Origin of the sequence: Streptomyces sp. GESEQ-4 (assembly GCF_017948455.1) — a bacterium.
GTDB lineage: Bacteria > Actinomycetota > Actinomycetes > Streptomycetales > Streptomycetaceae > Streptomyces.
This window is the reverse complement of record NZ_JAFFSU010000009.1, coordinates 205,659-231,206: the sequence shown is the minus strand read 5'-3', so window position 1 is coordinate 231,206 and position 25,548 is coordinate 205,659. Positions and strand designations below refer to the sequence as shown.

Here is a 25,548-nt window from a genome sequence, read left to right as displayed (position 1 = left end):
GATTCATCGATTCATGGCGCGGCAGCCTCCTTCGCCACCACCCGCACCGGGCGCGTCTCCGGCAGCAGCGCGAAGCACCCCAGGCTGAGCAGCGCGATCCCTGTCAGATACGCGGCCACGCCCCACGGCACACGGCCGCTCTGCTCGGCCAGCGCGGTCGCCACGATCGGCGTCAGCGCGCCGCCGAGGACCCCGCCGAGGTTGTAGCCCACCGCGGCGCCGGTGCAGCGCACCCGCGGTTCGTACAGCTCCGGCAGATACGCGGCGATCACGGCGAACATCGTGATGAACGCCAGCATCGCCCCCAGGAAGCCGAGGAACATCAGCAGCGGCGCACCCGTGGCGAGCAGCGCGACCATCGGGAACATCCACAGGGCGGCGGCAGCGCACCCCGCAAGGCACAGGGGCCGCCGGCCGCAGCGGTCGCCCAGCAGCGCCGCCACCGGCGTGAGGGCTCCCTTCACCACCACGGCGGCCATGATGCAGGTCAGCATGACGGTACGGCTCACCCCGAGCCGCTCCGTCGCATAGGCGAGCGACCAGGTCGTCACGGCGTAGAAGATCGCGTACCCCACCGCGAGCGCACCGGCGGTCAGCAGGACGAGCCTCCAGTGGTCGCGCACCACCTCCACGAGCGGCACGCGCGCGTGGTCGTCGATGTCGAGGAAGCTGGGGCTCTCGGTGAGGGAGGACCGCAGCCAAAGCCCCGCCACGGCGAGCACTCCGGCTGCCCAGAACGGCACCCGCCACCCCCAGCTCGAGAACTGCGCGTCCGTCAGCGTCGCCGACAGCGCCAGCATCACGCCATTGGCGAGCAGAAACCCCAGCGCCGGCCCGATCTGCGGAAAGCTCGACCACAGCCCGCGCCGTTCGGCGGGGGCGTGCTCCGCCGTCAGCAGCACCGCCCCGCCCCACTCCCCGCCGAGCCCGAGGCCCTGCAGAAACCGCAGGACGAGGAGCAGCAGGGGAGCGGCCACACCGATCGTGTCGTACGTCGGCACGCAGCCCACTGCCACGGTGGAAGCACCGGTGAGAAGCAGTGACGCGACAAGGACCGGACGCCTGCCGTGCCGGTCCCCGATGTGCCCGAACAGCACCGAGCCGAGCGGCCGGGCGACGAAGCCCACGCCGAACGTGCCGAACGCGGCCAGCGTCCCCGCCACCGGTGAGAACGTCGGGAAGAACAGTGGACCCAGGACCAGCGCCGCCGCGGTCCCGTAGACGAAGAAGTCGTAGAACTCGATGGCCGTCCCCGCGAGCGAGGCGGTCGCGAGCCGCAGCATGGAGGGTGCCCTTACGGTGCGTACATCGTGCATGCCGCGTCAACTACCCACGGTGATCAACGGTTACGGGAGCGCGCGGGAGCGCGGGACGTGCCTCAGTACGTCACCGTGATGCGCCGGGCCGGGCCGTCGACGCGGATCGTGCCGCCGTACGGAATGACGAGTTGCGGATCGGTGTGTCCGAAGTCCACATCGAAGACCACCGGAAGGCCGGGGGCGTACGCCTCCAGCGCCCGCACCACCGCCTCGCGCTGCCCGGCCGCGTAACGCGCGCTCTCCTCCGGGCTGTTGGGGTGCGCGAAGGACCACGTCTTGGGACGGCCCATCAGGAGCGCGTCGAACCGCTGGAGCAGCCCGCGCTCGCCCATGTTCCGCAGGGTGCGGAAGACCTCGTCGCTGCTGGGCAAGTCCTCCGAGGTCTCCAGCAGCAGCACTCCGCCGTCGTACTCCGTGAGGTCGTGCGAGATCTCCCGGTCGGCCATCAGCAGCCAGCCGAGGATCTCCAGGCAGCCGCCCCAACTGCGGCCCTCGACCACCTGGTCGGCGTTCCGCCAGGTCCATCCGGTGCCCGGCCGGGTCTCCGGCTGCGCGTCGAAGGTCGCAGGATCGGCCCAGTCGCGGTCGATGTCCCGCCAGTGCTCGGCGGGCCGCAGTTCATACTCGCCCGAGGTGAACAGCGCTGCCCGCAGGGAGTCGGCGGTCTGCGGGTGCATGGCGCCGGGACGGCCCAACTCCACCATCACGGACGCCCCGTGGTAGCCGACGATCCCCGTGTTGTGCAGATACGCGAGCAGGTTCGTGTTGTCGCTCATCCCGAAGAACGGCTTCGGGTTCGCCCGTATCAACTCCCGGTCCAGCAGCGGCAGTACGGTGATCTGGTCGTCGCCGCCGATCGAGGCGATGACCGCCTTGATGTCGGGGTCGGAGAAGGCCGCGTGGATGTCGGCGGCACGCTCCTGGGGCGTCGAGCCCATCGTCCGGGTCGCCGGATACTCGACCGGTTCAAGGCCGAACTCCTTGCGCAGCCGCTCCAGGCCCAGTTCGTACGGGCGCGGGAAGAGCCCGGCGAGCCCGGCGGACGGCGAGATCACGGCGATATGGTCACCCGCCGACGGCTTGGGAGGGTACGAGATCGTCATCCCAGGGAGGGTAGAGCCGGTCGCGCTGTCGGCGCACCGTGATAAACCGGGTCCGAGCAGCGGTCCTCGACGGATCGCCCCACCCGTGACGGACCGGAGGAACCGTGCCCCGCACCTTGGCCAACGCCCCGATCATGATCCTCAACGGCCCCAACCTGAACCTGCTCGGCCAGCGCCAGCCGGAGATCTACGGCTCCGACACACTCGCCGACGTCGAGGCGATGTGCGCCAAGGCGGCGGCAGCGCACGGCGGCACGGTGGACTTCCGGCAGTCCAACCACGAGGGTGAGTTGGTCGACTGGATCCACGAGGCGCGGCTGAACCACTGCGGCATCGTGATCAACCCCGGCGCCTACTCGCACACGTCGGTGGCGATTCTGGACGCACTCAACACCTGTGACGGCATGCCGGTGTTGGAGGTCCACATCTCCAACATCCACCAGCGCGAGTCGTTCCGGCACCACTCCTATGTCTCGCTGCGCGCGAACGGGGTCATCGCGGGCTGCGGGGTCCAGGGGTATGTGTTCGGCGTGGAGCGGGTCGCCGCGCTCGTCGGCGCGGCGCAGACCGAGGCGTAAGTCCCGTCTGCCAGGCGCGTGCCCCTTACCACCGGCTCGCTTCCGCGCTCGCGGCATCCCGTCCGAGGCATACGCCGGGGCCGCCGGCCGAGGGCGGGGATCGAAGGGCCGGCGGCCCGTGCCACGCAGGAGCCGTCATCCTGCGCGGGGCTGCTACCAGTTGACTGCGCAACCACGTACGCCGGGAGCGTGCGCAGGGCTCCGGCGCGTGTGAAAGGTTCACACGGGGTGCGCGCGCCCTCCGCGCCTGCCCTCACCACCCCCGCGCGTGCCACTCCGGCAGATGCGGTCGCTCCGTGCCCAGGGACGTGTCGTTGCCGTGCCCCGGGTAGACCCAGGTCTCGTCCGGGAGGGCGGCGAAGATCTTCGTCTCGACGTCGTGGATCAGGCTGGCGAACGCCTTCGGGTCCTTGCGGGTGTTGCCCACGCCGCCCGGGAAGAGGCAGTCGCCGGTGAAGACGTGGGGATGTCCGTGCGGGTCGTCGTAGACGAGGGCGATGGAGCCCGGCGTGTGCCCGACCAGGTGGCTCGCGGTGAGTTCCACGTGTCCCACCCGGATGGTGTCGCCGTCGTCGACCAGGACGTCGGTCGGCACGGGGATGCCGTCGGCGTCGTCCCGGCCGGCGTAGGTGCGGGCGCCGGTGGCCGCGACGACCTCGGCGAGCGCCTGCCAGTGGTCCCCGTGCTGATGCGTGGTGACGACGGACGCGATGCCGTCGTCACCGATCATGCCGATCAGCGTCTCCGCGTCGTTGGCGGCGTCGATCAGCAGCTGCTCGTCCGTGGCCCGGCAGCGCAGCAGATAGCAGTTGTTGTCCATCGGACCGACCGCGATCTTGGTGATCATCAGGTCCTTCAGCTCGTGCACGTCCGCCGGGCCGCCGACCGTCACCTCTCCGCTGTACGTCATGGCGGCAGCCTATAGCGGGGTGGTGACCCGAGGACCGATCGCGCCCTACAGCGGGGGCAGTGCGGGCAGCGGACCGCCGTCCGCGGTCAGCCCGGAGCCGTCCCGGCGCCCGGCGAGCCAGCCGAGCAGGTCGGGCCGGCTCCCCGTGACGGTGACATCCGGTGCATCGGCCTCCCGGCCCGTGCTCCACGCGCGCGTGCCGTTCGTGAGACGGGTGGGCGGCACGTCGGCGTGGCCCGTGAACCGTGCCGCGAGAAAGTCGATCTCCCGCTCGACGAACTCCTCCGGCAGATCCTCCAGCTCGTACCCGATCCCGAGGTCCACATGGTGCAGCTCCACCTCGACCCACCGCCTGAACGGCACCCGGGACGCCGAGTCGGTCACTCCGCCCCGCAGCTCCACCGTGCGCGACCAGTCCGCGGGTACGGCCCCCGCCTCCTGGAAGCGGGCGGCGCTGTCCCGCACATCGGCGAGCTGGACGTCGAGGGGGCGCGGGGCGTCCCGCTCGATGTCGGCGTCCCGCGCCTCGGCGGAGATGTACATGGGCCGGCCCTGGAGCACGTTCACGAGGGCGTCGGCATTGCGGGCGAGGTGGGCGAGGACATGGCCACGGGTCCAGCCGGGGAGCCGTGACGGCTCGGTCACCGCCGCGTCGTCCAGCTTCACGGCTGCGCTGAGCAGCCGCTCCGTCGCGTCACGTACAGACGCCAGGTCACGAGCGTGATCAATCATGGTGCTGACCCTAGCCCCGCCACACCTTTGGGTGAAGGTGGTGAACGTGTGCCGTAAATCGAAAGCCCGTGCTATATCGTCGGGGGCGGCGTCGGGCATGCTGGATGGCCCGGGATTGTTATGCCTTCGAGAATCCGACCCGGCGTTGTCAGTGGCTCCCCCTAGTCTGAGAAAGCACGGGGGCCTCGCCCCTGTCACTTCTCTCAAGAAAGGTGCGGACCGGCGTGGCCGACCGTCTCATCGTCCGTGGCGCGCGCGAGCACAATCTCAAGAATGTCTCGCTCGACCTGCCGCGCGACTCGCTCATCGTCTTCACGGGCCTGTCGGGGTCGGGCAAGTCCTCGCTGGCCTTCGACACCATTTTCGCGGAGGGCCAGCGGCGGTATGTGGAGTCGCTGTCCTCGTACGCCCGCCAGTTCCTCGGGCAGATGGACAAGCCGGACGTCGACTTCATCGAGGGCCTGTCCCCGGCCGTCTCGATCGACCAGAAGTCGACCTCGCGCAACCCGCGCTCCACGGTCGGCACCATCACCGAGGTCTACGACTATCTGCGCCTGCTTTTCGCCCGCATCGGCAAGCCGCACTGCCCCGAGTGCGGCCGCCCGATCACGCGGCAGTCGCCGCAGGCCATCGTCGACAAGGTCCTGGAGCTGCCGGAGGGGAGCCGCTTCCAGGTGCTGTCGCCGCTGGTGCGCGAGCGCAAGGGCGAGTTCGTCGACCTCTTCGCCGATCTCCAGACCAAGGGCTACTCCCGCGCGCGGGTGGACGGCGAGACCGTCCAGCTCTCCAACCCGCCCACGCTGAAGAAGCAGGAGAAGCACACCATCGAGGTGGTCGTCGACCGCCTCACGGTGAAGGACTCCGCCAAGCGCCGTCTCACCGACTCCGTCGAGACCGCGCTCGGCCTCTCCGGCGGCATGGTCGTGCTCGACTTCGTCGACCTCCCCGAGGGCGACCCCGAGCGCGAGCGCATGTACTCGGAGCACCTGTACTGCGCGTACGACGACCTGTCCTTCGAGGAGCTGGAGCCCCGCTCCTTCTCCTTCAACTCGCCCTTCGGCGCTTGCCCCGAGTGCACCGGCATCGGCACGCGCATGGAGGTCGACCCCGAACTGATCGTCCCGGACGAGGACAAGTCCCTCGACGAGGGCGCCATCCACCCCTGGTCGCACGGCCACACCAAGGACTACTTCGGCCGCCTGATCGGCGCCCTCGCGGATGCGTTGGGATTCCGGACGGACATCCCCTTCGCGGGGCTCCCGCAGCGCGCCAGGAAGGCACTGCTGTACGGCCACAAAACGCAGATCGAGGTCCGGTACCGGAACCGGTACGGCCGCGAGCGCGTGTACACGACGCCCTTCGAAGGCGCGGTCCCCTTCGTCAAGCGCCGACACGGCGAGGCCGAGAGCGACGCCAGCCGTGAGCGCTTCGAGGGCTATATGCGCGAGGTGCCCTGCCCCACCTGTGAGGGCACGCGCCTGAAACCGATCGTTCTCGCGGTCACGATCATGGAGAAGTCGATCGCGGAGGTCTCCGCGATGTCCATCAGTGACTGCGCCGACTTCCTGGGCGAGCTGAAGCTCAGCGCCCGCGACAAGAAGATCGCCGAGCGCGTGCTGAAGGAGGTCAACGAGCGGCTGCGGTTCCTGGTCGACGTCGGCCTGGACTACCTCTCGCTCAACCGCGCGGCCGGCACGCTCTCCGGCGGCGAGGCCCAGCGCATCCGCCTGGCCACCCAGATCGGCTCCGGTCTCGTCGGCGTGCTGTACGTCCTCGACGAGCCGTCCATCGGCCTGCACCAGCGCGACAACCACCGGCTCATCGAGACCCTCGTCCGGCTGCGCGACATGGGCAACACGCTCATCGTCGTGGAGCACGACGAGGACACCATCAAGGTCGCCGACTGGATCGTCGACATCGGTCCCGGCGCCGGTGAGCACGGTGGCAAGGTCGTGCACAGCGGTTCCCTGAAGGAGCTGCTCGACAACTCCGAGTCGCAGACCGGGCAGTACCTGTCCGGCAAGAAGTCCATCCCGCTGCCCGACATCCGGCGTCCGCACGACCCGACGCGCCGGCTCACGGTGCACGGCGCCCGTGAGAACAACCTGCAGGACATCGACGTCTCGTTCCCCCTCGGCGTGTTCACCGCCGTCACGGGCGTGTCCGGCTCCGGCAAGTCGACGCTGGTCAACGACATCCTGTACACGCACCTGGCCCGCGAGCTCAACGGCGCCCGCAGCGTTCCCGGGCGGCACACGCGCGTGGACGGTGACGACCTCGTCGACAAGGTCGTCCACGTCGACCAGTCGCCCATCGGCCGCACCCCGCGGTCGAACCCGGCGACGTACACAGGCGTCTTCGACCACGTCCGCAAGCTGTTCGCCGAGACGACCGAGGCGAAGGTCCGCGGCTACATGCCCGGCCGCTTCTCGTTCAACGTCAAGGGCGGTCGCTGCGAGAACTGCGCGGGCGACGGCACGATCAAGATCGAGATGAACTTCCTCCCGGACGTGTACGTCCCGTGCGAGGTCTGCCACGGCGCCCGCTACAACCGGGAGACCCTGGAGGTCCACTACAAGGGCAAGTCCATCGCCGAGGTCCTGAACATGCCGATCGAGGAGGCCCTGCACTTCTTCGAGGCCGTCCCCGCGATCGCCCGCCACCTCAGGACGCTGCACGACGTCGGTCTCGGGTACGTCCGTCTCGGCCAGTCCGCGACCACCCTGTCCGGCGGTGAGGCCCAGCGCGTGAAGCTCGCCAGCGAGCTCCAGAAGCGTTCCACCGGACGCACGGTCTACGTCCTGGACGAGCCGACGACGGGCCTGCACTTCGAGGACATCAGCAAGCTGCTGACCGTGTTGGGCGGCTTGGTCGACAAGGGCAACACCGTCATCGTCATCGAGCACAACCTCGACGTGATCAAGACGGCCGACTGGGTCGTCGACATGGGCCCCGAGGGCGGCGCCGGCGGCGGTCTCGTCGTCGCCGAGGGCACGCCCGAGGAGGTCGCCGGAGTTCCCACCAGCCACACCGGCAAGTTCCTGCAGGAGATCCTCGGCGCCGACCGCATCAGCGACGCGGCCGACGTCACGGCTCCCCGCAGAGCGGGGGCCCAGAAGACGGTCGCGGCCAAGTCGACCGCCAAGAAGACGGCCACGGTCAGGACCGCCAACAACACGGCCACCAAGAAGGCGGCTGGCGCAACCAAGAAGGCCGCGGCCGCGAAGGAGACGACTCGGGCCCGCAAGGCCTGACCGGACTCACCGGTGCCGCCCGGCTCCCCGCCGGGCGGCACCGCACCGGAAGCGCGCTACAGATCACCCAGCTCAGAGGCGTACGGCGGTTCCGCCCCCGCCCGCGAGCAGGTGATCGCCGCCGCGCGCGCCGCGAACCGCAGCAGTCGGCTCCAGCCCTCGGCGCCCAGCTTCGTGAGCGCGTCCGGAGACAGGGCGTCCCACGCGGACAGGCCGTGCAACAGGGCCGCGTTCACGGTGTCGCCGGCGCCGATCGTGTCGACGACGTCGACCACCTCGCCGGGCACGGAGTGCACCGCGCCGTCCCGGGTGAAGGCGGTCAGCCCGTCGCCGCCCTGCGTGATCACAACCGCTGAGGGCCCCGCGGCCAGCCACTCGAGCGGGGTGCCGCCCAGCCACAAGGCGTCCTCCTCGGAGAGCTTGAGCAGCGACACCGAAGGCAGCCAGCTCTTGAAGCGGGCGCGATAGGCGTCCGCATCGGGGATCAGTCCGGCGCGGATGTTCGGGTCGAGCGCGGTGAAGACGCCCTGCGCGGACGCGGTGCGCATCAGCTCCTCGTACGCGGTCGCGCCCGGCTCCAGGACGAGCGAGCAGGTGCCGAAGGACACCGCGCGGGCCGACTCGGGGAGCCGGTCGGGCACGGCGAAGAGGCGGTCGGCGGTGCCCTCGACGTAGAAGGAGTAGGCGGCCGAGCCGTTCACGTCGATGGTGGCGACCGCGAGGGTGGTCGGTTCGGCGCCGCGCTGCACGGCCGACACGTCCACGCCCGCCTGCCGCAACCCGTCGAGCAGCGCCTCGCCGAAGGCGTCGTACGACGTCCGGGAGCAGAAGGCGGTGGGGGAGCCGAGGCGGCCGAGGGCGACCGCCGTGTTGTAGGGCCCGCCGCCGAGCGCCGGCTTCAGGCCGGCCAGGGCGCCCCGGCCCTGCGGTACCAGATCGATCAGGGCCTCACCGGCGACGACGATCACGAGACGGTTCCTTTCTCGGGCGTGCGGGGCCGGCCGGGCTGCTCGGCGCAGCCGCACGAGGTGCGATGGACGAAGGTGCTGTCGAGCCGTACGGTCCGGGCGGGCCGGTCCGGCGAGGCGAGGCGGTCCAGCAGCACCCGGACCGCCTGGGCGCCGATCTCCCTGCTGGGCTGTGCGATCGCGGTGAGCCGGGGCGAGAACAGATCCGCCCAGGCGAAGTCGTCGAAGCAGCACAGCGCGATGTCGTCGGGCACGGACCGGCCGTGGGCGCGCAGCGCGCGCAGGGCGCCGAGCGTAATCGTGTTGTTGGCGGTGACCAGCGCGCTGGGCGGTGCGCCGAGGGACAGCAGGGCAGCGGTGGCCCGCTCGGCGCCCGCCGACTCGGAGTCGCCGTGCACGACGAGGCGTTCGTCGTACGGGAGCCCGGCGGCGGCGAGGCCGTGCCGGTAGCCGGTGATCCGCTCGGCGGTGGTGCTGAGCCCGGGCAGGCCCGCGACCAGGCCGATACGCCGGTGGCCCAGCTCGGCGAGATGGCTGACCAACCGCGTCGTCGGTGCCGCACTCTCGGCGCAGACCTGGTCGAAGCGCGACGCCCCGTCCGCGTCGACCACCCGGTCGAGGAGCACGGTGGGTACGGCGTGCCGGTCGAGGTACGCGAGGAGTTCCTGCGGGTCCGCGGAAGGGGCGACGATCATGCCGTCCACGCGCCGCTCGTGCAGGAGCTGGACGACCTTGCGCTCGTGCCCGGGATCGTCGTGCGGATCGGCGATGAGCAGGCTGTAGCCGTGTTCCAGGGCGCTGGCCTCGACACCCTGGAGGATCTCCGTGAAGTACGGGTTGCTGATCGCCGACACCGCGAGCCCGATCGAGCGGGTGCGGGACGTGACCAGCGAGCGGGCGAGGGTGTTCGGCGTGTAGCCGAGCTCCTCCATGGCGTCCAGGACCGCCTGACGGGTGTGGGGCAGCACCGGCCGGGTGTCGTTCAGTACGTGCGAGACGGTCGCCACGGACACGCCGGCGCTCCGTGCGACATCGGCCATGGTCGGCACGTCCCGTTCCCCTTCCCGGGCCGGCGCGGGCCCTCCGACCGGGAAGGTATCCCATCCGACGGGGGACGTAAACGCTTGCGCAAACGTTTACGAGCAACCGAACAACAGCCCACCCCGACCGAATCCCGCCCCCGGCACAGCCCGCCCCCAGCACACCCGCCCCGAGCGCGGCCCGCCTTCAGCGCCACCCGCCCTCAACCCGCCCCCTCACTCCCAGTCCCACCCGATCCCCACCATCCCCGTCCGCACCCGCGGCTCGACGATGTGCACCGAGTGGTGCCGTCCGCTGAGCGCCAGCTCCTGGCGCCCGCTGCGGGGTGCGGCCGGCGAGTGCTGATGGAACCGGTGGCAGCGCACCGGCAGGGCGTGTTCGTCGAACCGCACCTGAAGGGCGTACTGACCGCCCGCCGGCCCGGACCCGCGGACGTACTCGCGGGAGACACCGGCAGTGCCGTCCTCGACGCCGTACCGGAAGAGGAAGGTGTCGCCGGCCCGCAGCCGGGTGTCGAAGAGCAGCTCGGCCACCAGCACACCCGTGGCGTGATCCCAACAGACGCGCCCCGTACGGCAGTTCTCCAGAGCGTGCACGGTCATGCGCTCCGGAGCGCACCCTTCGTCGCCGTGGTGGACGGCGAAGAAGCGGTCGACACCGTCCCGGTGGGCGCGCACGATGTGGTGCGACTCGCGGCCCTGCAGTTCGCGGTGCGTCCCGATCCGTATCCGCTCGTGGTGTCCGAGGGCATGCAGCCCGCACTCGGCCCGCGCATCGAGGTCGGCCAGCAGCCGCTCCAGGACGCCCGAGGCCTCGACGAACGACCGGTAGGAGCGGCCGGCGGGCCGCTGCCCGGCGGAGGAGGGTTCGTCGGTGTCGGCGAGCAGCCGGATCAGGGACTCCTCCGGCAGCCCGAGGATCTCCTCCAGCGCCCGCACGGCCCGCAGCGACTCGGGGCGCTGCGGGCGCCGTGCCCCCTGCTGCCAGTAACTCAGGCTCGTCACACCGACCTTGACGCCGTAGCGGGACAGATGGTGCTGCACGCGCTGCAGCGGCAGTCCACGGGCGGCGATCGCGGCGCGCAGCGCGACGTGGAACGGGCCGCCTCGCAGGGCCGTGTCCAGTTCGGCGGCGACGTCCGCGGCTTGGGTGGCGTGCGGCATGCAGGGGCCCTTCTGTCGAATGTTCAACGGCTGGTCAGACCGTTCGCGCAGGCTGTCAGGGGGCCACCCCCATCGGCGCCGGGGAAGTCTTCACATCCGTACGCCTGCGTTCTCGGCCCCGAGTTCCCCCGCATTGAAGCGTGTTGACCAGGTCCCGACAACACCTCATGCGGAACGGACGGTGCGGTCCCGGCCGTGTCGCCGTCCGCGACGTCAAGTCGGCGCGCCGGAGTCGTCGTTGCCGAGAACCTCCTGGATCGCGCGGGCGGACAGCGCGGACTTGTGCAGGAACCCGCGCGCGGGGCTGGCCGCGATGAGCTCCTGGAAGTCCTCCCGGAAGTGGGTCGACACCAGGATCACCGCGGGTACCTCGCCGGTCAGCAGCCGGGCCACGTCGAAGCCGTTCTCGCCGTCGAGGTCGAGATCGACCAGCGCGACGTCCGGTGCCGCCTGCTGGGCCAGCGCGAGCGCCTCAGCGCCCGTCGTGGCGAGACCGACGACCCGTACACCACCCCGCTCCAGCAAGGCCCGTGCGGCCTCCAGGAACCGGGCGCTGTCATCGACGAGGAGACAGCGCAAGGTCATGGGCACAGATTGCCAACCAAGGGGCGGCTGCGCCTTCCTGCTAGCCGGAAAGTGCTGAAGTCCTGTGCCGGAAGAGCCGGTTCGGACTCACCCAGCGCAGTCGCCCGCCGACCGGCGGTAGCATGACGGCACCCTGGGGAGGCCCGTGTCGCCCGGTGAGGGGGTGCGTCATGAACGCCACGAAGGTGTCGCACGAAAGCACGGGCACGCGCGCGTGGCCCCGCGTCCGCTGGGTTCGGGGCGTCCTGGTCCCGGGGACGTTGTGTGCCGCTCTCCTGCTGGCCTCCTGCGACAGCGGAGGTGGCGGCTCGTCGGATGACGGGCGCTCGGCGCGTAAAGACACCACCTGTGACGGAAAGATCGACGGGACCGTGCACCTCAGGGTGTGGTTCCATGCCGGGCCGAGCGGTGAGCTCAGCACGCTGAAGGCGCAGGTCCGCGAGTTCAACAAGGCGCAGCGGCAGGTGCGGGTCGAGCTGGTCGCGCTGCCCGAGAACCGCCCGTACACCGACCTGGTGCTGTCCGCCGCGGCCAGCGGCGACCTGCCCGACCTGCTCGATTTCGACGGGCCGAACCTGTACAGCTACGCCTGGTCGGGCAAGCTCAAGCCGATCGACTCCTGTGTCCCCGACGGCGTCCGCGACGATCTGCTGCCCTCGATCCGCCGACAGGGCGGCTACGCGGGCCGGTTGTGGGGCGTCGGCACCTTCGACTCGGGCCTCGGGCTGTGCGTGCGTACGTCGGCGCTCAAGGAAGCCGGGGTACGCATCCCCGCCGGCCCCGACGACGCCTGGACGGCCACCGAACTCACCGGCATCCTCCGCGAACTCCGCGAGCAGGGCTACAAGGCCCCGCTCGACCTCCGGCTCGTCGACGCGTCACCGGGCGAGGAGTGGAACACGTACGGTTTCGCGCCCGCCGTGTGGTCGGCGGGCGGCGACCTCATCGACCCCCGGAGCGGAGGCACGGCCGACGGCCATGTGAACGGGCCGGAGTCGGTCAAGGCGCTGACCACGATGCGGAGCTGGGTCGAGGAAGGTCTCGTCGATCTGGTCGAGGACGACCGTGCGTTCGTGACGGGCCGCAGCGCGATCAGCTGGTGCGGGCACTGGGTGTACGGGGAGTTCGACAAGGCGTTTCCCGGTGACGTCGCGATCGTTCCGCTGCCCGACTTCGGCTCGGGCACCGTCACCGGCATGGGCTCCTGGCAGTGGGGCATCCCGGCGGACGCCACCGACGGTGACGCGGCCTGGCGGTTCCTCTCGTATCTGCTCGAGCCCGCGCAGGTGCACCGGATGACCGTGGCCAATGGGGCGATCCCGGCCACGAAGAGCGCCCTGAAGCTCTCCACGAAGTACGCCCCCGGCGGCGCCGAGCGCCTGTTCCTCGAGCAGTTGCGGGGCGGATTCGCCCGCCCCAGGCCACAGACCCCCGCCTATCCGGTGATCACCGACGCCTTCTCCCGGGCCTTCGCGAAGATCATGCTCGATGGGGCTCCCGTCCAGTCCACCCTGGACGCGGCGGCCGAGCGGATCGACGAGGACCTGGCCGCTCACGACGGGTATCCGACGAACGGGCCGTAGACGGGCCCGTGCCGCCTGCAGGCGCACCCGTGGACGGCCGCCGGCCCGAGCGGCATGCTGTTGGCCCTGCGCACGCAAGGAGGGCCGGAGACGCCCGCGGACTCTGCGCAAGCCGGGCCACCGAACCATTCGTTCCCCCCACGGAGTTCGCGGGGATACGCCCCCTGGAATCCGCCCCTGGAACCTGAGAGCCGGTCATGCTCCGCCCCCGACCACTCACCGCGCCCCGCATCCCCTTCCTCGCCCGTCTCCGCATCGGCCGGAAGCTGATGCTCCTCGTGCTGCTGCCGGTGACGACCATGCTGGTCTTCACCCTGGTCGGCGGCGTGAGCCAGTGGCGGGAGGCACGGGCCCTCGAGGAGTTCAGCGCCGCGACCCGGGTGTCGTTCGCGACCACGGCGCTCACCGATGCGGTCGCCCGGGAGCGCATCGCGGCCGTCCAGGCCCGGCTGCGCCCCGGCTCGACCACCCTGCGGGAACGGTCCGCCACCCAGCAGACCACCGAGACCGTCCTCCACAACGCCCTCGACGACAGCCGCTCCTGGACCGGCCAACCCGACGTCCCCGGCCGGCTCGACGCCGCCGACCGCAAGCTGCACGCCCTGCGCATCCAGATCCGGACCGGCTCCCTCACCGCCCCGCAGCTCGCCGGCCAGTACGACACGATCGAGGACGACCTGCTCAGCACGGTCGCCACCCTCGAATCCGGCCGCCCCACCCGGGAGTCGGGCCGCGCCGCCGACGCCCACCTCGCGCTCCTGGACGCCATCGAGGCCGCCGAACGCGAACGCGTCGAACTCGCCGTCCTCTTCCACGCCCCGCCCGCCCGAGCAGCCGCGACGAACCGCTGGCCGGCCCTGGAGCGGTCCCGCCTGGACGCCTTCCGGCAGACCGCCTCCGCCGCCCTCCAGAGCGAGCTCTACGCCACGCTCCTGCGGAACCCGGGCCTGGTCGTGCGCAAGACCCGGGACACACTGGCAGATCCGGACAGCAGACGGAACTGGCCGTCGTACGACCGCTGGATGACCGCCTCGACGGCCCGGATCGACGCCCTGCGCGGCATCCAGGGACGGGCGGCGGCCGAGCTGGGGCGCACCGCCGCCGCCGACCTCGACGCCGCCCAGCGGCGCGAGATACGCGACCTTGTCGTCTCCATCGGCGTCCTCGCCTCCGTCACCGCCCTCGCGCTGGCTCTGCGGCGCTCGATCACCCGGCCGCTGAGCGAGGTCTCCGCGGGCGCCAGGGCGCTGGCGGAGGGCGATCTGTCGTACGACATCCGGTACGCCGGCCGGGACGAACTCGGCGACGTCGCCGACACGTTCCGCGAGCTGCGGGTGACGACCGAACGGCTCGCCGCCGAGATCCACGCCATGAACGAGGCGATCGACGACAACCGGCTCTGGCACCGGGCGGACGTCGGCGCGTTCCAGGGGACCTGGGCGCGGCTGCTGGGCGGCATGAACGGCACCATGGCGTCCTTCGCCGCGGCCCACGGACGGCGCCGACTGGCGGAGCGGGAGCTGGCGAGCATCTTCCACCTCTCGCTCGACCTGCTGTGCATCGCCGGGCTCGACGGCGTCTTCAAGCGCGTCAATCCCGCCTTCGAGCGGACCCTCGGCCACACCACCGATGCGCTCGTCGGCACGCTCTTGCTGGAGTTGGTGCACCCGGACGACCGGGCACGCACGCGTGCCGCCCTCGAACGGCTCGCCGGCGGTGCGGAGCTGGCCGAGTTCGAGAACCGCCTGCTGCGGGCCGACGGCACCGAACGCTGGCTCCAGTGGAGCGCGCGCCCGGTCACCGACGAGGGCCTCATCTACGCCGCCGCCCGCGACGTCACCGAGAGCCGCCGCACGGCCCGTGAGCAGGCGGCGCTGCGCCGGGTCGCCACCCTCGTGGCCCGCGGTGTGCCACCGCAGGAGGTGTTCTCCGAAGTCGCCGACCAGGTCGGCACGGTCCTGGGCAGCGGCTCCGTCGCCGTCCTGCGGTACGCCGCCGACGGCACCGCCACCGTCCTCGGCACCGCCCGCGGTCCCGCGGCCGAGGGCGAGGCGGTCGCGGCCGAGGTGGCGGCGACGCGGCGCCCCGCGCGCGTGGGATGTGCCGTCGGTGCGCCGATCGTCGTCGACGGCCGTCTGTGGGGTGCCGTCGTCGCGGCCGCCGCCGGGCCGGAACCACTGCCCCCAGGCACCGAGTCGAGGCTCGCCGACTTCACGGAACTCGCCGCCACCGCCCTCGCCAACGCCGACAGCCGGGCCCAGCTCACGGCGTCACGCGCGCGCGTGGTGGCCGCCGGGGACGCCTCCCGGCGCCGTATCGAACGCGATCTGCACGACGGGGTCCAGCAGCGCTTGGTCTCGCTCCAACTGGACCTGAGGACGGCCCAGTCGATGCTGGAGGAGCAGCCCGACGCCCTGCCCGACCAGCTCGACCACATCGCCAAGGGGCTCGACGACGCCTTCGCGGACCTGCTCCAGGTCGCCCGCGGCATCCACCCGGCGATCCTCTCCAAGGGCGGCCTCGGTCCCGCCCTGCGCGCCCTGGCCCGGCGCTCCTCGGTCCCCGTCGAGCTGGACCTCCGTCTGCCGCCGGAGCGGCTCGACGAGCAGACGGAGGTCGCCGTCTACTACGTCACCTCCGAATGCCTCACCAACGCCGCCAAGTACGCGCGCGCGAGCGTCGTACAAGTGACGGCGCGAACCTACGACGACGCCCTGGAGGTGACGATCGCCGACGACGGGACGGGCGGCGCCGAGCCCGCACGGGGTTCCGGCCTGATCGGCCTCATCGACCGTGTCGAGGCGATCGGCGGCAGGCTGACCGTCAGCAGTCCGCCGGACCAGGGCACGACCCTGACCGTACGGTTGCCGCTGACCAGGGCGGTGACGGATACGTGACCGCCCGGAACGTACACGAGGGGAGTCGTCCGGGACGGGGGGACCCAGGACTCTGTGACGTGCGCATACGCTCCGGGCGGCCTCTTCGGACGGAGGGCCTGCCGTCCGGCTCTAGAGGCGGTCGGTACCGCCGTTCCCGGCGAGCCGCAGACGCTTGGCTCGCACGATGTCGGGATCCCTGGGGTCCAGGGGCCGCGCGTACAGGTCGTCCGCGTCGCGGCGGGCCCGGGCCGGCCGCCGTGCTCTCTCGATCCGCGTCCGCCGCATCCGCCGCGCCCTTCGCCGTGACCGGCGGCCTCCTGCGGAGGCTGCCGGTCCGTTTGCAACCGCTGCCTAGAGCATGGCCCGCCGATGTCCCCATGTCGTCACGGCCACCCCCCAATCCCGCTTCCGGCTAGCCGTAACCCAGGCGGTCGGGCAGGCTGTTGGGGCGCAGTACACCGGTCGGGCAAGGGGAGCCGGGACCATGGACGCATCGCAGCAGCTCGCGCGGGGACGGGTCGTACTCGCCGACGACGACGTTCTGCTGCGCGAGGGCCTCGCCAGCCTCTGCGAGCGCGTCGGATACGACGTGGTGGGCCAGGCGGGTGACGCGGAACGGCTGCTGGAACTGGTCGCCGAGCTAAGACCCGACCTCGCGATCGTCGACATAAGAATGCCGCCGGACCACTCCACCGAGGGCCTGAAGGCGGCCCGCACCATCCGCGAGCGCCACCCCGGCACCGGCATCCTCGTCCTGTCCGCGTACGTCGAGGTCGAGGACGCCCTGGAGCTGCTGGCGAGCGGTCGGCAGGTCGGTTATCTCCTCAAGAGCCGGGTCACGGTGGTCGACGAGTTCATCGAGGCCTTGGAACGGATCCACCGGGGCGGCTCGGTCGTCGACCCGTCGCTGGTGCACGAACTGTTCGCCGCCCAGCGCCGCGACGACCCGCTCTCCCAGCTCAGCGCCCGTGAGCGCGAGGTGCTCGCCCTCATGGCCGAGGGCCGCTCCAACGCGGGCATCGGCCGCCGCCTGTGGGTCACCGAGGGCACCGTCGAGAAGCATGTGCGCAGCATCCTGGGCAAGCTGAACCTCCAGGAGGACACCGACGCCCACCGCCGTGTCCTCGCGGTCCTGACCTTTCTCGAGACCCGATAGGCGTTGTCCACAGGCTCGTCGCTCTGTCACCCCTCGCCAGTAGGGTGTGAACCATGGCCGACCCCTCCAGCTACCGCCCCAAGCCGGGACAGATCCCCGACTCGCCCGGGGTGTACAGGTTCCGCGACGAGCACCGCCGGGTGATCTACGTCGGAAAGGCGAAGAGCCTGCGCCAGCGCCTGGCGAACTACTTCCAGGACCTGGCGGGCCTGCACCCGCGCACTCGCACCATGGTCACCACGGCCGCGTCCGTGGAGTGGACCGTGGTGTCCACGGAGGTCGAGGCCCTGCAGCTGGAGTACTCCTGGATCAAGGAGTACGACCCCCGGTTCAACGTCAAGTACCGCGACGACAAGAGCTACCCGTACCTCGCGGTGACGATGAACGAGGAGTTCCCGCGCGTGCAGGTGATGCGCGGCCACAAGAAGAAGGGCGTGCGCTACTTCGGGCCGTACGGGCACGCGTGGGCGATCCGCGACACCGTCGACCTCCTGCTGCGCGTCTTTCCCGTGCGCACCTGCTCGGCCGGCGTCTTCAAGAACGCCGCCCGCACCGGCCGCCCCTGCCTGCTCGGCTACATCGGCAAGTGCTCCGCGCCCTGCGTCGGCCGGGTCTCCGCCGAGGAGCACCGCGAACTCGCCGAGGAGTTCAGCGACTTCATGGCCGGCCGCACGGGCACGTATCTGCGCCGCCTGGAGAAGCAGATGACGGCGGCTGCCGAGGAGATGGAGTACGAGCGGGCGGCCCGCCTGCGCGACGACATCGAGGCCCTGAAGAAGGCCATGGAGAAGAGCGCGGTCGTGCTCGCCGACGCGACCGACGCCGACCTCATCGCGGTCGCCGAGGACGAGCTGGAAGCGGCCGTGCAGATCTTCCACGTCCGCGGCGGACGCGTGCGCGGCCAGCGTGGCTGGGTGACCGACAAGGTCGAGGAGATCACCACCGGCGCCCTGGTGGAACACGCCCTCCAGCAGCTCTACGGGGAGGAGACTGGAGACGCGGTCCCCAAGGAGGTCCTCGTCCCGGCGCTGCCCGACCCGGTCGAACCCGTCCAGCAGTGGCTCACCGACCGCCGCGGCTCGATCGTCTCCCTGCGCATCCCGCAGCGCGGCGACAAGAAGGCCCTCATGGAGACGGTGCAGCGCAACGCCCAGCAGGCCCTCGTCCTGCACAAGACCAAGCGCGCCTCCGACCTGACCACGCGCTCGCGCGCCCTGGAGGAGATCGCCGAGGCCCTCGATCTGGACAGCGCCCCCCTGCGCATCGAGTGCTACGACATCTCGCACCTCCAGGGCGATGACGTCGTGGCCTCCATGGTCGTGTTCGAGGACGGCCTGCAGCGCAAGAGCGAGTACCGGCGCTTCCAGATCAAGGGCTTCGAGGGCCAGGACGACGTCCGCTCCATGCACGAGGTGATCAATCGCCGCTTCAGGCGGTACCTCGCCGAGAAGGAGAAGACGGGGGAGTGGAGCGAGGAGGACGGTCTCGTCGAGGAGAACGGACGGCCCAAGCGCTTCGCCTACCCGCCGCAGCTCGTCGTCGTCGACGGTGGCCGGCCGCAGGTCGCTGCCGCCCAGCGGGCCCTGGAGGAGCTGGGCATTGACGACATCGCCGTATGCGGGCTGGCCAAGCGCCTGGAGGAGGTCTGGGTACCGGACGAGGACGACCCCGTCGTGCTGCCCCGCACCAGCGAGGGCCTCTACCTGCTCCAGCGGGTTCGCGACGAGGCCCACCGCTTTGCGATCACCTATCAGCGCGCCAAGCGTGCCAAGCGCTTCCGGTCGAGCCCTCTGGACGATGTGCCGGGACTCGGCGAGACCCGCAAGCAGGCACTGATCAAACACTTCGGGTCCGTGAAAAAGTTGCGATCCGCGACAATTGACCAGATCTGTGAGGTTCCGGGCATAGGTCGTAAGACGGCCGAGACCATTGCCGTGGCCTTCGCTCAGGCGGCCCCGGCGGCACCCGCCGTGAACACGGCGACCGGAGAGATCATGGACGACATGGAAGACGGGGCGCCCGAGACGACGGCGGGCACCCCGGGGGAGCCCGTGTCCGCGGGCACCCCGGACGAGCGACGGGGGATGGAGAGATGAGCGAGCAGGACAAGCAACCCACAGGCCAGGAAGACCAGAGCGACGGAGAACAGGTGACTACGGGCAGCGACACCGCCGGGGCCCCCGAGCCGGCCATCCCCGAGCTGGTGATCATCTCCGGCATGTCCGGGGCCGGCCGCTCGACAGCAGCCAAGTGTCTGGAAGACCTCGGCTGGTTCGTCGTCGACAACCTCCCACCCGCGCTGATCCCCACCATGGTGGAGCTCGGCGCCCGCTCCCAGGGCAACGTCGCCCGGATCGCGGTCGTCGTCGACGTCCGCGGCCGGCGCTTCTTCGACAACCTCCGCGAGTCCCTCGCCGACCTCGCGGCCAAGCACGTCACACGCCGGATCGTCTTCCTGGAGTCCTCCGACGACGCCCTGGTCCGCCGCTTCGAGTCGGTGCGCCGCCCGCACCCCCTCCAGGGCGACGGCCGCATCGTCGACGGCATCGCCGCCGAGCGTGAGCTGCTGCGCGAGCTGCGCGGCGACGCCGACCTGGTGATCGACACCTCCAGCCTCAACGTGCACGAGCTGCGCGCCAAGATGGACGCGCAGTTCGCCGGCGACGAGGAGCCCGAGCTGCGGGCCACCGTCATGTCCTTCGGCTTCAAGTACGGCCTCCCCGTCGACGCCGACCTGGTCGCGGACATGCGCTTCCTGCCCAACCCGCACTGGGTCCCGGAGCTGCGCCCGTACACCGGCACCCACGAGGAGGTCGCCGCGTACGTCTTCAACCAGCCCGGCGCCAAGGAGTTCCTCGACAGGTACGCCGAACTGCTGCGGCTGATCGCCGCCGGGTACCGCCGTGAGGGCAAGCGCTATGTGACCATCGCCATCGGCTGCACCGGCGGCAAGCACCGCTCGGTCGCCATGTCGGAGAAGCTCGCCGCGCGTCTCGCGGCCGAGGGTGTGGAGACGGTGGTCGTGCACCGGGACATGGGACGGGAATGACAGGACGTACACCGCGGCTGAGCAGGCTGCGCCGGGCCGTGCCCGAGGCCCGGGCCGGCCGGCCCGCCGAGGCCCGCGGCGGCCGTGCGCGCCGCCGCGGCACACAGCCCAAGGTCGTCGCCCTCGGCGGCGGCATGGGCCTGTCCGCCTCGCTCGCCGCACTGCGCCGGATCACCGGCGACCTCACCGCCGTCGTCACGGTGGCCGACGACGGCGGTTCCAGCGGGCGCCTGCGCGATGAGCTGGGCGTGCTGCCACCCGGCGACCTGCGCAAGGCGCTGGCCGCGCTCTGCGGCGACGACGACTGGGGCCAGACCTGGTCCCGCGTCATCCAGTACCGCTTCCAGTCCCAGGGCGACCTGCACGACCACGCGGTCGGCAATCTACTGATCGTCGCCCTGTGGGAGCAGCTCGGCGACCACGTCCAGGCCCTCGACCTGGTCGGCAAGCTGCTGGGCGCGCACGGCCGCGTGCTGCCCATGTCCGCCGTTCCGCTGGAGCTCCAGGCCCTGGTCAAGGGCCACGACCCGGACCGGCCCGAGGACGTCGACACCGTCCGCGGCCAGGCCACTGTCGCGCTCACCCCCGGCGAGGTGCAGTCCGTGCACCTCGTACCGCACGACCCGCCCGCCGTCCCCGAGGCCGTCGAGGCGGTCCTCGACGCGGACTGGGTGGTGCTCGGCCCCGGCTCCTGGTTCTCCTCGGTCATCCCGCATCTGCTCGTGCCCGAGCTGCTGGACGCCCTCACGCAGACGAAGGCACGCCGGGTACTCTCCCTGAACCTCGCGCCGCAGCCCGGAGAAACCGAGGGCTTCTCCCCGCAGCGTCATTTGGAGGTTTTGGGACGACACGCCCCTAAACTCGCCCTGGACGTGGTGCTGGCCGACGAGGCCGCCGTGCCCGACCGCGCTGTACTCACCGAGGCCGCCAAGCGGCTCGGTGCGGCGGTCGAGCTGGCGCCGGTGGCCCGGAGGGACGGCAGCCCCAGGCATGACCCGGAGCTGCTGGCCGCCGCGTACGACCGTATTTTTCGGATGCATGGAAGGATCGGCCCATGGCGATGACGGCAGCGGTGAAGGATGAGATCTCCCGGCTCCCCGTCACCCGGACCTGCTGCAGGAAGGCGGAGGTCTCCGCCGTTCTGCGGTTCGCCGGCGGCCTCCATCTGGTGAGCGGGCGCATCGTGATCGAGGCGGAGCTGGACACCGCGATGGCGGCCCGCCGGCTCAAGCGGGACATCCTGGAGATCTTCGGCCACAGCTCCGAGCTGATCGTGATGGCACCCGGCGGGCTGCGCCGCGGTTCGCGCTACGTCGTGCGGGTCGTCGCCGGCGGTGACCAGCTGGCCCGGCAGACCGGCCTGGTCGACGGCCGTGGCCGCCCGATCCGCGGCCTGCCCCCGCAGGTGGTCTCGGGGGCCACCTGCGATGCCGAAGCGGCCTGGCGCGGCGCCTTCCTGGCCCATGGCTCGCTGACCGAGCCCGGCCGCTCGTCCTCCCTGGAGGTGACCTGCCCGGGTCCCGAGGCCGCGCTCGCCCTCGTCGGCGCCGCCCGCCGGCTGTCGATCGCCGCCAAGGCCCGTGAGGTACGCGGCGTCGATCGGGTCGTCGTCCGTGACGGAGACGCCATCGGCGCCCTGCTGACCCGGCTCGGCGCCCATGAGTCGGTGCTGGCCTGGGAGGAGCGCCGGATGCGCCGCGAGGTCCGGGCCACGGCCAACCGGCTTGCCAACTTCGACGACGCCAACCTGCGCCGCTCCGCGCGCGCGGCCGTAGCCGCGGGCGCCCGCGTCCAGCGCGCCCTGGAGATCCTCGCCGACGACGTGCCCGAGCATCTCGCGGCGGCGGGCCGGTTGCGCATGGAGCACAAGCAGGCATCCCTCGAGGAGCTCGGCGCGCTCGCCGACCCCCCGCTGACCAAGGACGCCGTGGCGGGCCGTATCCGCCGACTGCTCGCGATGGCCGACAAGCGGGCCCAGGACCTCGGCATCCCGGGCACGGAGTCCAGCCTCACGGAGGAGATGGCCGACGCCGGCTGACCCGAACACGCATGCAACACGCTGGTGCCGACGCCCAACTGGGCGTCGGCACCAGCGTGTTGCACGGCGTTGAGGCACCCTTGACTCGATCATGAACTGTCATGAGCCTGGCATCTGTTCGCTGCTGTGGCGAGCTTTGCTAGGGGGGTTCATGAGACATAGAGCGAGAACGATCCTCGCTGTCGGCACACTCCTGATCGGTGGAGCGAGCATCGCACCCATTGCCCAGGCGCAGAGCGGTGGTTCGTCCTCGGGAGGGGACGAGGTCAAGGTCTTCCGCGCCGACGTCACCCAGAAGCAGGTACCCCTGCTGCTGGCCACCGGACAGGACGGCCACGAACTCGGCGAGCAGGTGCCCGACAAGGGCACGGCCACCGTCGAGGTCTATCTCACCGACCAACAGGCCGACAAGCTCGAGAAACAGGGCGTCGACCTCACCGAGCACACGCTCTCCGGCAAGGCCGAGGCCCGCGTCGAGGCCGCGGCCGAGGGCGTGTTCCGGCCGTACAGCTCGGACGGCGGACTGCGGCAGGAGATCCTCGCCACCGCACGGGCCAACCCGGGCCTGACCAAGGTCGTCTCCATCGGCAAGACCATCAACGGCCAGGACATCCTGGCGCTGAAGCTCACCAAGAACGCCAAGAAGACGAAGGACGGAGCCAAGCCCTCCGTCCTCTATCTCTCCAACCAGCACGCGCGCGAGTGGATCACGCCGGAGATGACCCGGCGGCTGATGCACCACTACGTGGACAACTACGCCACCGACAAGCGCATCAAGAAGATCGTCGACTCGACCGAACTGTGGTTCGTCCTCTCCGCCAACCCGGACGGCTACGACCACACCTTCGAGAACTCCGACAACCGCCTGTGGCGCAAGAACCTGCGGGACGTCAACGGCGACGGTGTCATCAGCACCGGCGACGGCGTCGACCTCAACCGCAACTTCGCCTACAAGTGGGGCTACGACGACGAGGGTTCGTCCCCCAACCCCACCAGCCAGACCTACCGCGGCGCCGCCCCGAACTCCGAGCCCGAGACCCGGGCCCTGGACGCCTTCGAGCGGCGCATCGGATTCGAGTACGGCATCAACTACCACTCCGCCGCCGAACTCCTCCTCTACGGAGTCGGCTGGCAGGTCGCCACACCCACCCCGGACGACGTGGTGTACGAGGCCCTCGCCGGCACGCCGGAGAACTCCGCGATCCCCGGCTACCACCCGCAGGTCTCCTCGGAGCTGTACACCACCAACGGTGAGGCCGACGGCCACGCGGCGAACGTCAACGGCATGGCGATGTTCACCCCCGAGATGTCGACCTGCGAAACCGCCTCCAGCGTCGACCCCGACGACCAGTGGAACCCGGACGACTGCCAGTCGATCTTCACCTTCCCGGACGACGAGACCCTGATCCAGCAGGAGTTCGCCAAGAACATCCCGTTCGCGCTCTCCGTCGCCGAGTCCGCCGCCCACCCGGACCAGCCGTCCTCCTCGGTCGGCCTGAAGGCCGCCGACTTCACCCCGGCCCCCTTCACGACGTCGTACTCCCGCGGCGCCGACCAGGAAGTCTCCGTCGTCGCACGGAAGTCGGTGCGCGACAAGGAGCTCAAGTACCGCGTCAACGGCGGCCGTACCCGGGACAGCGCTCTGCGGCCCTGGAAGGGCGGAGAGACCTACGGCGGTGAGGACAACATCCACTTCGACGAGTACCGGGCCAAGGTCCGCGACGGCGAGCCCGGCGACAAGGTCGAGGTCTGGTTCACCGGCAGGACCAGGAGTGGAAAGCCGGTCGCCGGCAAGCACTTCACCTACAAGATCGCCGAACGGCCCAGGGCCGACACGCTCGTTGTCGCCGAAGAGGGCGCGGCGGCCACGCAGGCCAAGACCTATGTCGACGCGCTGAAGGCCAATGGCCGCAGGGCCGTCGTCTGGGACGTCACCCAGGGCGCGCCCGACGCGCTCGGCGTGCTCAGCCACTTCGACACGGTCGTCCACTACACGGGCGCCGGCGTCCCCGGCAACGCCACCCAGCTCCAACTGCGTGCCTTCCTCAACGAGGGCGGCAAGCTGATCGAGGCGGGCGAGCAGGCCGGCGGCTCCGTCGACCTCGGCGGCGGCACCCTGTCGAACGACTTCAGCCAGTACTACCTGGGCGCCTACACCCGTACGTCCCTGCCGGACGCCACGTCCTTCCAGGGCTCCGGCCCGCTCCTCGGCGCCACCACACCGCTGGGCGGCGCCCCCGGCAACCCGCTGAACGCGGCCGGGTCGTACAGCGTCACCTCCGACACGCTGCCCGTGGACACCCACCCGCAGTTCGAGAGCGCGGGAGCGGGTGCCTACCCCGGCACCGTCAATCCGTACGGCCCGTACGAAGGCGCCTCCATGGCCGCCGTCACGCACAGCGACTACGCCTGGAACCGCCTCACCCGCACCATCGACCTCACCGCGGTGAGTGCGTCCGAAAAGCCAACTCTGCGGACCAGGCTGCTCTGGGACACGGAGAAGAGTTACGACCACGCCCTCCTGGAGGCGCGCACGGCCGGTGCCGACGACTGGACCACGCTCCCGGAGGCAGGCGGCGCGACCAGCACGGCGGTGCCCGCCGAGTGCGACGCCGGGTACTTCATCCAGGCACATCCCGCCCTCAAGCGGTATCTGACGCTCGCCTCAGGGGCCTGCACGCCCACCGGCACGTCCGGTTCCTGGAACAGCTTCACCGGGTCGTCCTCCGGCTGGCAGGAGGTCTCCTTCGACCTCTCCGCGTATGCCGGGAAGAAGGTCGAGGTCTCCCTCGGCTACGTCAGCGACCCCGGCACCGGTGGGCGCGGCGTCCTCGCCGACAACGCGTCCGTCGTGATCGGCGGCAACGCGGCGGAGACCGAGGGCTTCGAGACGTCGCTGGGTGCCTGGAGCACGCCCGGCCCGCCCGCGGGCAGCCCCGCGGTGGTCAAGGACTGGGGGCGCGCGGGCGAGCTGTTCAAGACGTACGGCGCCGTCACCACGGACGACACCGTGCTGCTGGGCTTCGGTCTGGAGCATGTCACCGCGCCCATCGGCCGTACGACCCTGATCGGCAAGGCGCTGGAGGCGCTCGAAGGGTGAACCGGCCGGTCAACGGTGACCGACTCGCCGTAGCGAAATCGAGTGATCCGTGAGTGATCACGGCTCTCGGCCAGGGCGGTCCGTACCCCT

19 protein-coding genes are annotated in these 25,548 nt (G+C 70.9%); 10 read left to right on the top strand and 9 right to left on the bottom strand.

Annotation, left to right across the window (positions count from 1 at the left end; all coding sequences use genetic code 11):
* Positions 1 to 11: 11 nt before the first annotated feature.
* Both KCH48_RS19815 and KCH48_RS19810 read right to left on the bottom strand, forming a co-directional pair.
* On the bottom strand, positions 12 to 1,316 hold the full coding sequence (locus tag KCH48_RS19815; RefSeq protein ID WP_210575846.1) for an MFS transporter: 1,305 nt from the start codon (positions 1,314 to 1,316) through the stop codon (positions 12 to 14).
* 62 nt (positions 1,317 to 1,378) lie between these two features.
* The gene (locus KCH48_RS19810) at positions 1,379 to 2,422 is read right to left on the bottom strand and encodes a S66 peptidase family protein (protein ID WP_210575844.1); all 1,044 of its coding nucleotides are present in this window, start codon (positions 2,420 to 2,422) and stop codon (positions 1,379 to 1,381) included.
* 104 nt (positions 2,423 to 2,526) lie between these two features.
* On the opposite strand from KCH48_RS19810, the gene aroQ reads away from it, so the two are divergent.
* Entirely contained in the window at positions 2,527 to 3,000 is a 474-nt protein-coding gene (gene aroQ / locus KCH48_RS19805) for a type II 3-dehydroquinate dehydratase (RefSeq protein WP_210575842.1), read from the top strand.
* A 253-nt stretch (positions 3,001 to 3,253) separates the two neighbouring features.
* Here aroQ and KCH48_RS19800 read toward each other — a convergent pair whose 3' ends face one another.
* Complete coding sequence (locus KCH48_RS19800) at positions 3,254 to 3,910, bottom strand: MBL fold metallo-hydrolase (RefSeq protein ID WP_210575840.1); 657 nt, start codon at positions 3,908 to 3,910, stop codon at positions 3,254 to 3,256.
* A 45-nt stretch (positions 3,911 to 3,955) separates the two neighbouring features.
* Positions 3,956 to 4,642 carry a maleylpyruvate isomerase family mycothiol-dependent enzyme gene (locus KCH48_RS19795; RefSeq protein ID WP_210575836.1) on the bottom strand — a complete coding sequence of 229 codons (687 nt, stop codon included), beginning with the start codon at positions 4,640 to 4,642 and terminating at the stop codon, positions 3,956 to 3,958.
* 224 nt (positions 4,643 to 4,866) lie between these two features.
* On the opposite strand from KCH48_RS19795, the gene uvrA reads away from it, so the two are divergent.
* Complete coding sequence (gene uvrA, locus KCH48_RS19790; protein WP_210575833.1) at positions 4,867 to 7,896, top strand: excinuclease ABC subunit UvrA; 3,030 nt, start codon at positions 4,867 to 4,869, stop codon at positions 7,894 to 7,896.
* Positions 7,897 to 7,952: 56 nt separating this feature from the next.
* On the opposite strand, the gene KCH48_RS19785 is transcribed toward uvrA, so the two are convergent.
* The 4 genes from KCH48_RS19785 to KCH48_RS19770 all read right to left on the bottom strand — a co-directional run bounded on the left by KCH48_RS19785 (position 7,953) and on the right by KCH48_RS19770 (position 11,653).
* Positions 7,953 to 8,864 carry a carbohydrate kinase gene (locus KCH48_RS19785; RefSeq protein WP_210575830.1) on the bottom strand — a complete coding sequence of 304 codons (912 nt, stop codon included), beginning with the start codon at positions 8,862 to 8,864 and terminating at the stop codon, positions 7,953 to 7,955.
* Positions 8,861 to 9,913: a LacI family DNA-binding transcriptional regulator gene (locus tag KCH48_RS19780; protein ID WP_210575827.1), complete on the bottom strand. Its 1,053-nt coding sequence runs from the start codon at positions 9,911 to 9,913 to the stop codon at positions 8,861 to 8,863. Before KCH48_RS19780 ends, KCH48_RS19785 begins: the two co-directional genes overlap by 4 nt.
* Positions 9,914 to 10,120: 207 nt before the next feature.
* Entirely contained in the window at positions 10,121 to 11,068 is a 948-nt protein-coding gene (locus tag KCH48_RS19775) for a hypothetical protein (protein ID WP_210575825.1), read from the bottom strand.
* 213 nt (positions 11,069 to 11,281) lie between these two features.
* Positions 11,282 to 11,653, bottom strand: coding sequence for a response regulator (locus KCH48_RS19770; RefSeq protein ID WP_210575822.1), 372 nt, complete (start codon positions 11,651 to 11,653; stop codon positions 11,282 to 11,284).
* Between the two features lie 170 nt (positions 11,654 to 11,823).
* Between KCH48_RS19770 and KCH48_RS19765 the strand changes: the two genes are divergently transcribed.
* Together KCH48_RS19765 and KCH48_RS19760 are read left to right on the top strand one after the other, a co-directional pair.
* Positions 11,824 to 13,236, top strand: coding sequence for a sugar ABC transporter substrate-binding protein (locus KCH48_RS19765; RefSeq protein ID WP_246885542.1), 1,413 nt, complete (start codon positions 11,824 to 11,826; stop codon positions 13,234 to 13,236).
* Positions 13,237 to 13,433: 197 nt separating this feature from the next.
* Entirely contained in the window at positions 13,434 to 16,133 is a 2,700-nt protein-coding gene (locus KCH48_RS19760; RefSeq protein ID WP_210575815.1) for a nitrate- and nitrite sensing domain-containing protein, read from the top strand.
* Positions 16,134 to 16,244: 111 nt separating this feature from the next.
* Here KCH48_RS19760 and KCH48_RS19755 read toward each other — a convergent pair whose 3' ends face one another.
* Entirely contained in the window at positions 16,245 to 16,400 is a 156-nt protein-coding gene (locus KCH48_RS19755) for a hypothetical protein (protein ID WP_210575812.1), read from the bottom strand.
* Between the two features lie 199 nt (positions 16,401 to 16,599).
* Between KCH48_RS19755 and KCH48_RS19750 the strand changes: the two genes are divergently transcribed.
* From KCH48_RS19750 to KCH48_RS19725, 6 genes are all read left to right on the top strand, one after another.
* Entirely contained in the window at positions 16,600 to 17,271 is a 672-nt protein-coding gene (locus tag KCH48_RS19750; protein WP_210575810.1) for a response regulator transcription factor, read from the top strand.
* A 53-nt stretch (positions 17,272 to 17,324) separates the two neighbouring features.
* A complete protein-coding gene (uvrC, locus tag KCH48_RS19745) occupies positions 17,325 to 19,367 on the top strand; it encodes an excinuclease ABC subunit UvrC (protein ID WP_210575807.1) in 2,043 nt (680 codons plus the stop codon).
* Positions 19,364 to 20,320: an RNase adapter RapZ gene (gene rapZ, locus KCH48_RS19740; RefSeq protein ID WP_210575806.1), complete on the top strand. Its 957-nt coding sequence runs from the start codon at positions 19,364 to 19,366 to the stop codon at positions 20,318 to 20,320. Before uvrC ends, rapZ begins: the two co-directional genes overlap by 4 nt.
* On the top strand, positions 20,317 to 21,384 hold the full coding sequence (gene yvcK, locus KCH48_RS19735) for a uridine diphosphate-N-acetylglucosamine-binding protein YvcK (protein ID WP_210575805.1): 1,068 nt from the start codon (positions 20,317 to 20,319) through the stop codon (positions 21,382 to 21,384). The genes rapZ and yvcK overlap by 4 nt, the downstream gene beginning before the upstream one ends.
* Positions 21,375 to 22,358 (top strand): DNA-binding protein WhiA, encoded by a 984-nt coding sequence (gene whiA, locus KCH48_RS19730; protein ID WP_210575804.1) that lies wholly within the window; start codon positions 21,375 to 21,377, stop codon positions 22,356 to 22,358. The genes yvcK and whiA overlap by 10 nt, the downstream gene beginning before the upstream one ends.
* Before the next feature lie 151 nt (positions 22,359 to 22,509).
* Positions 22,510 to 25,458, top strand: a complete 2,949-nt coding sequence (locus KCH48_RS19725; protein ID WP_210575802.1) for a M14 family metallopeptidase — start codon at positions 22,510 to 22,512, stop codon at positions 25,456 to 25,458.
* Positions 25,459 to 25,548: the final 90 nt, after the last annotated feature.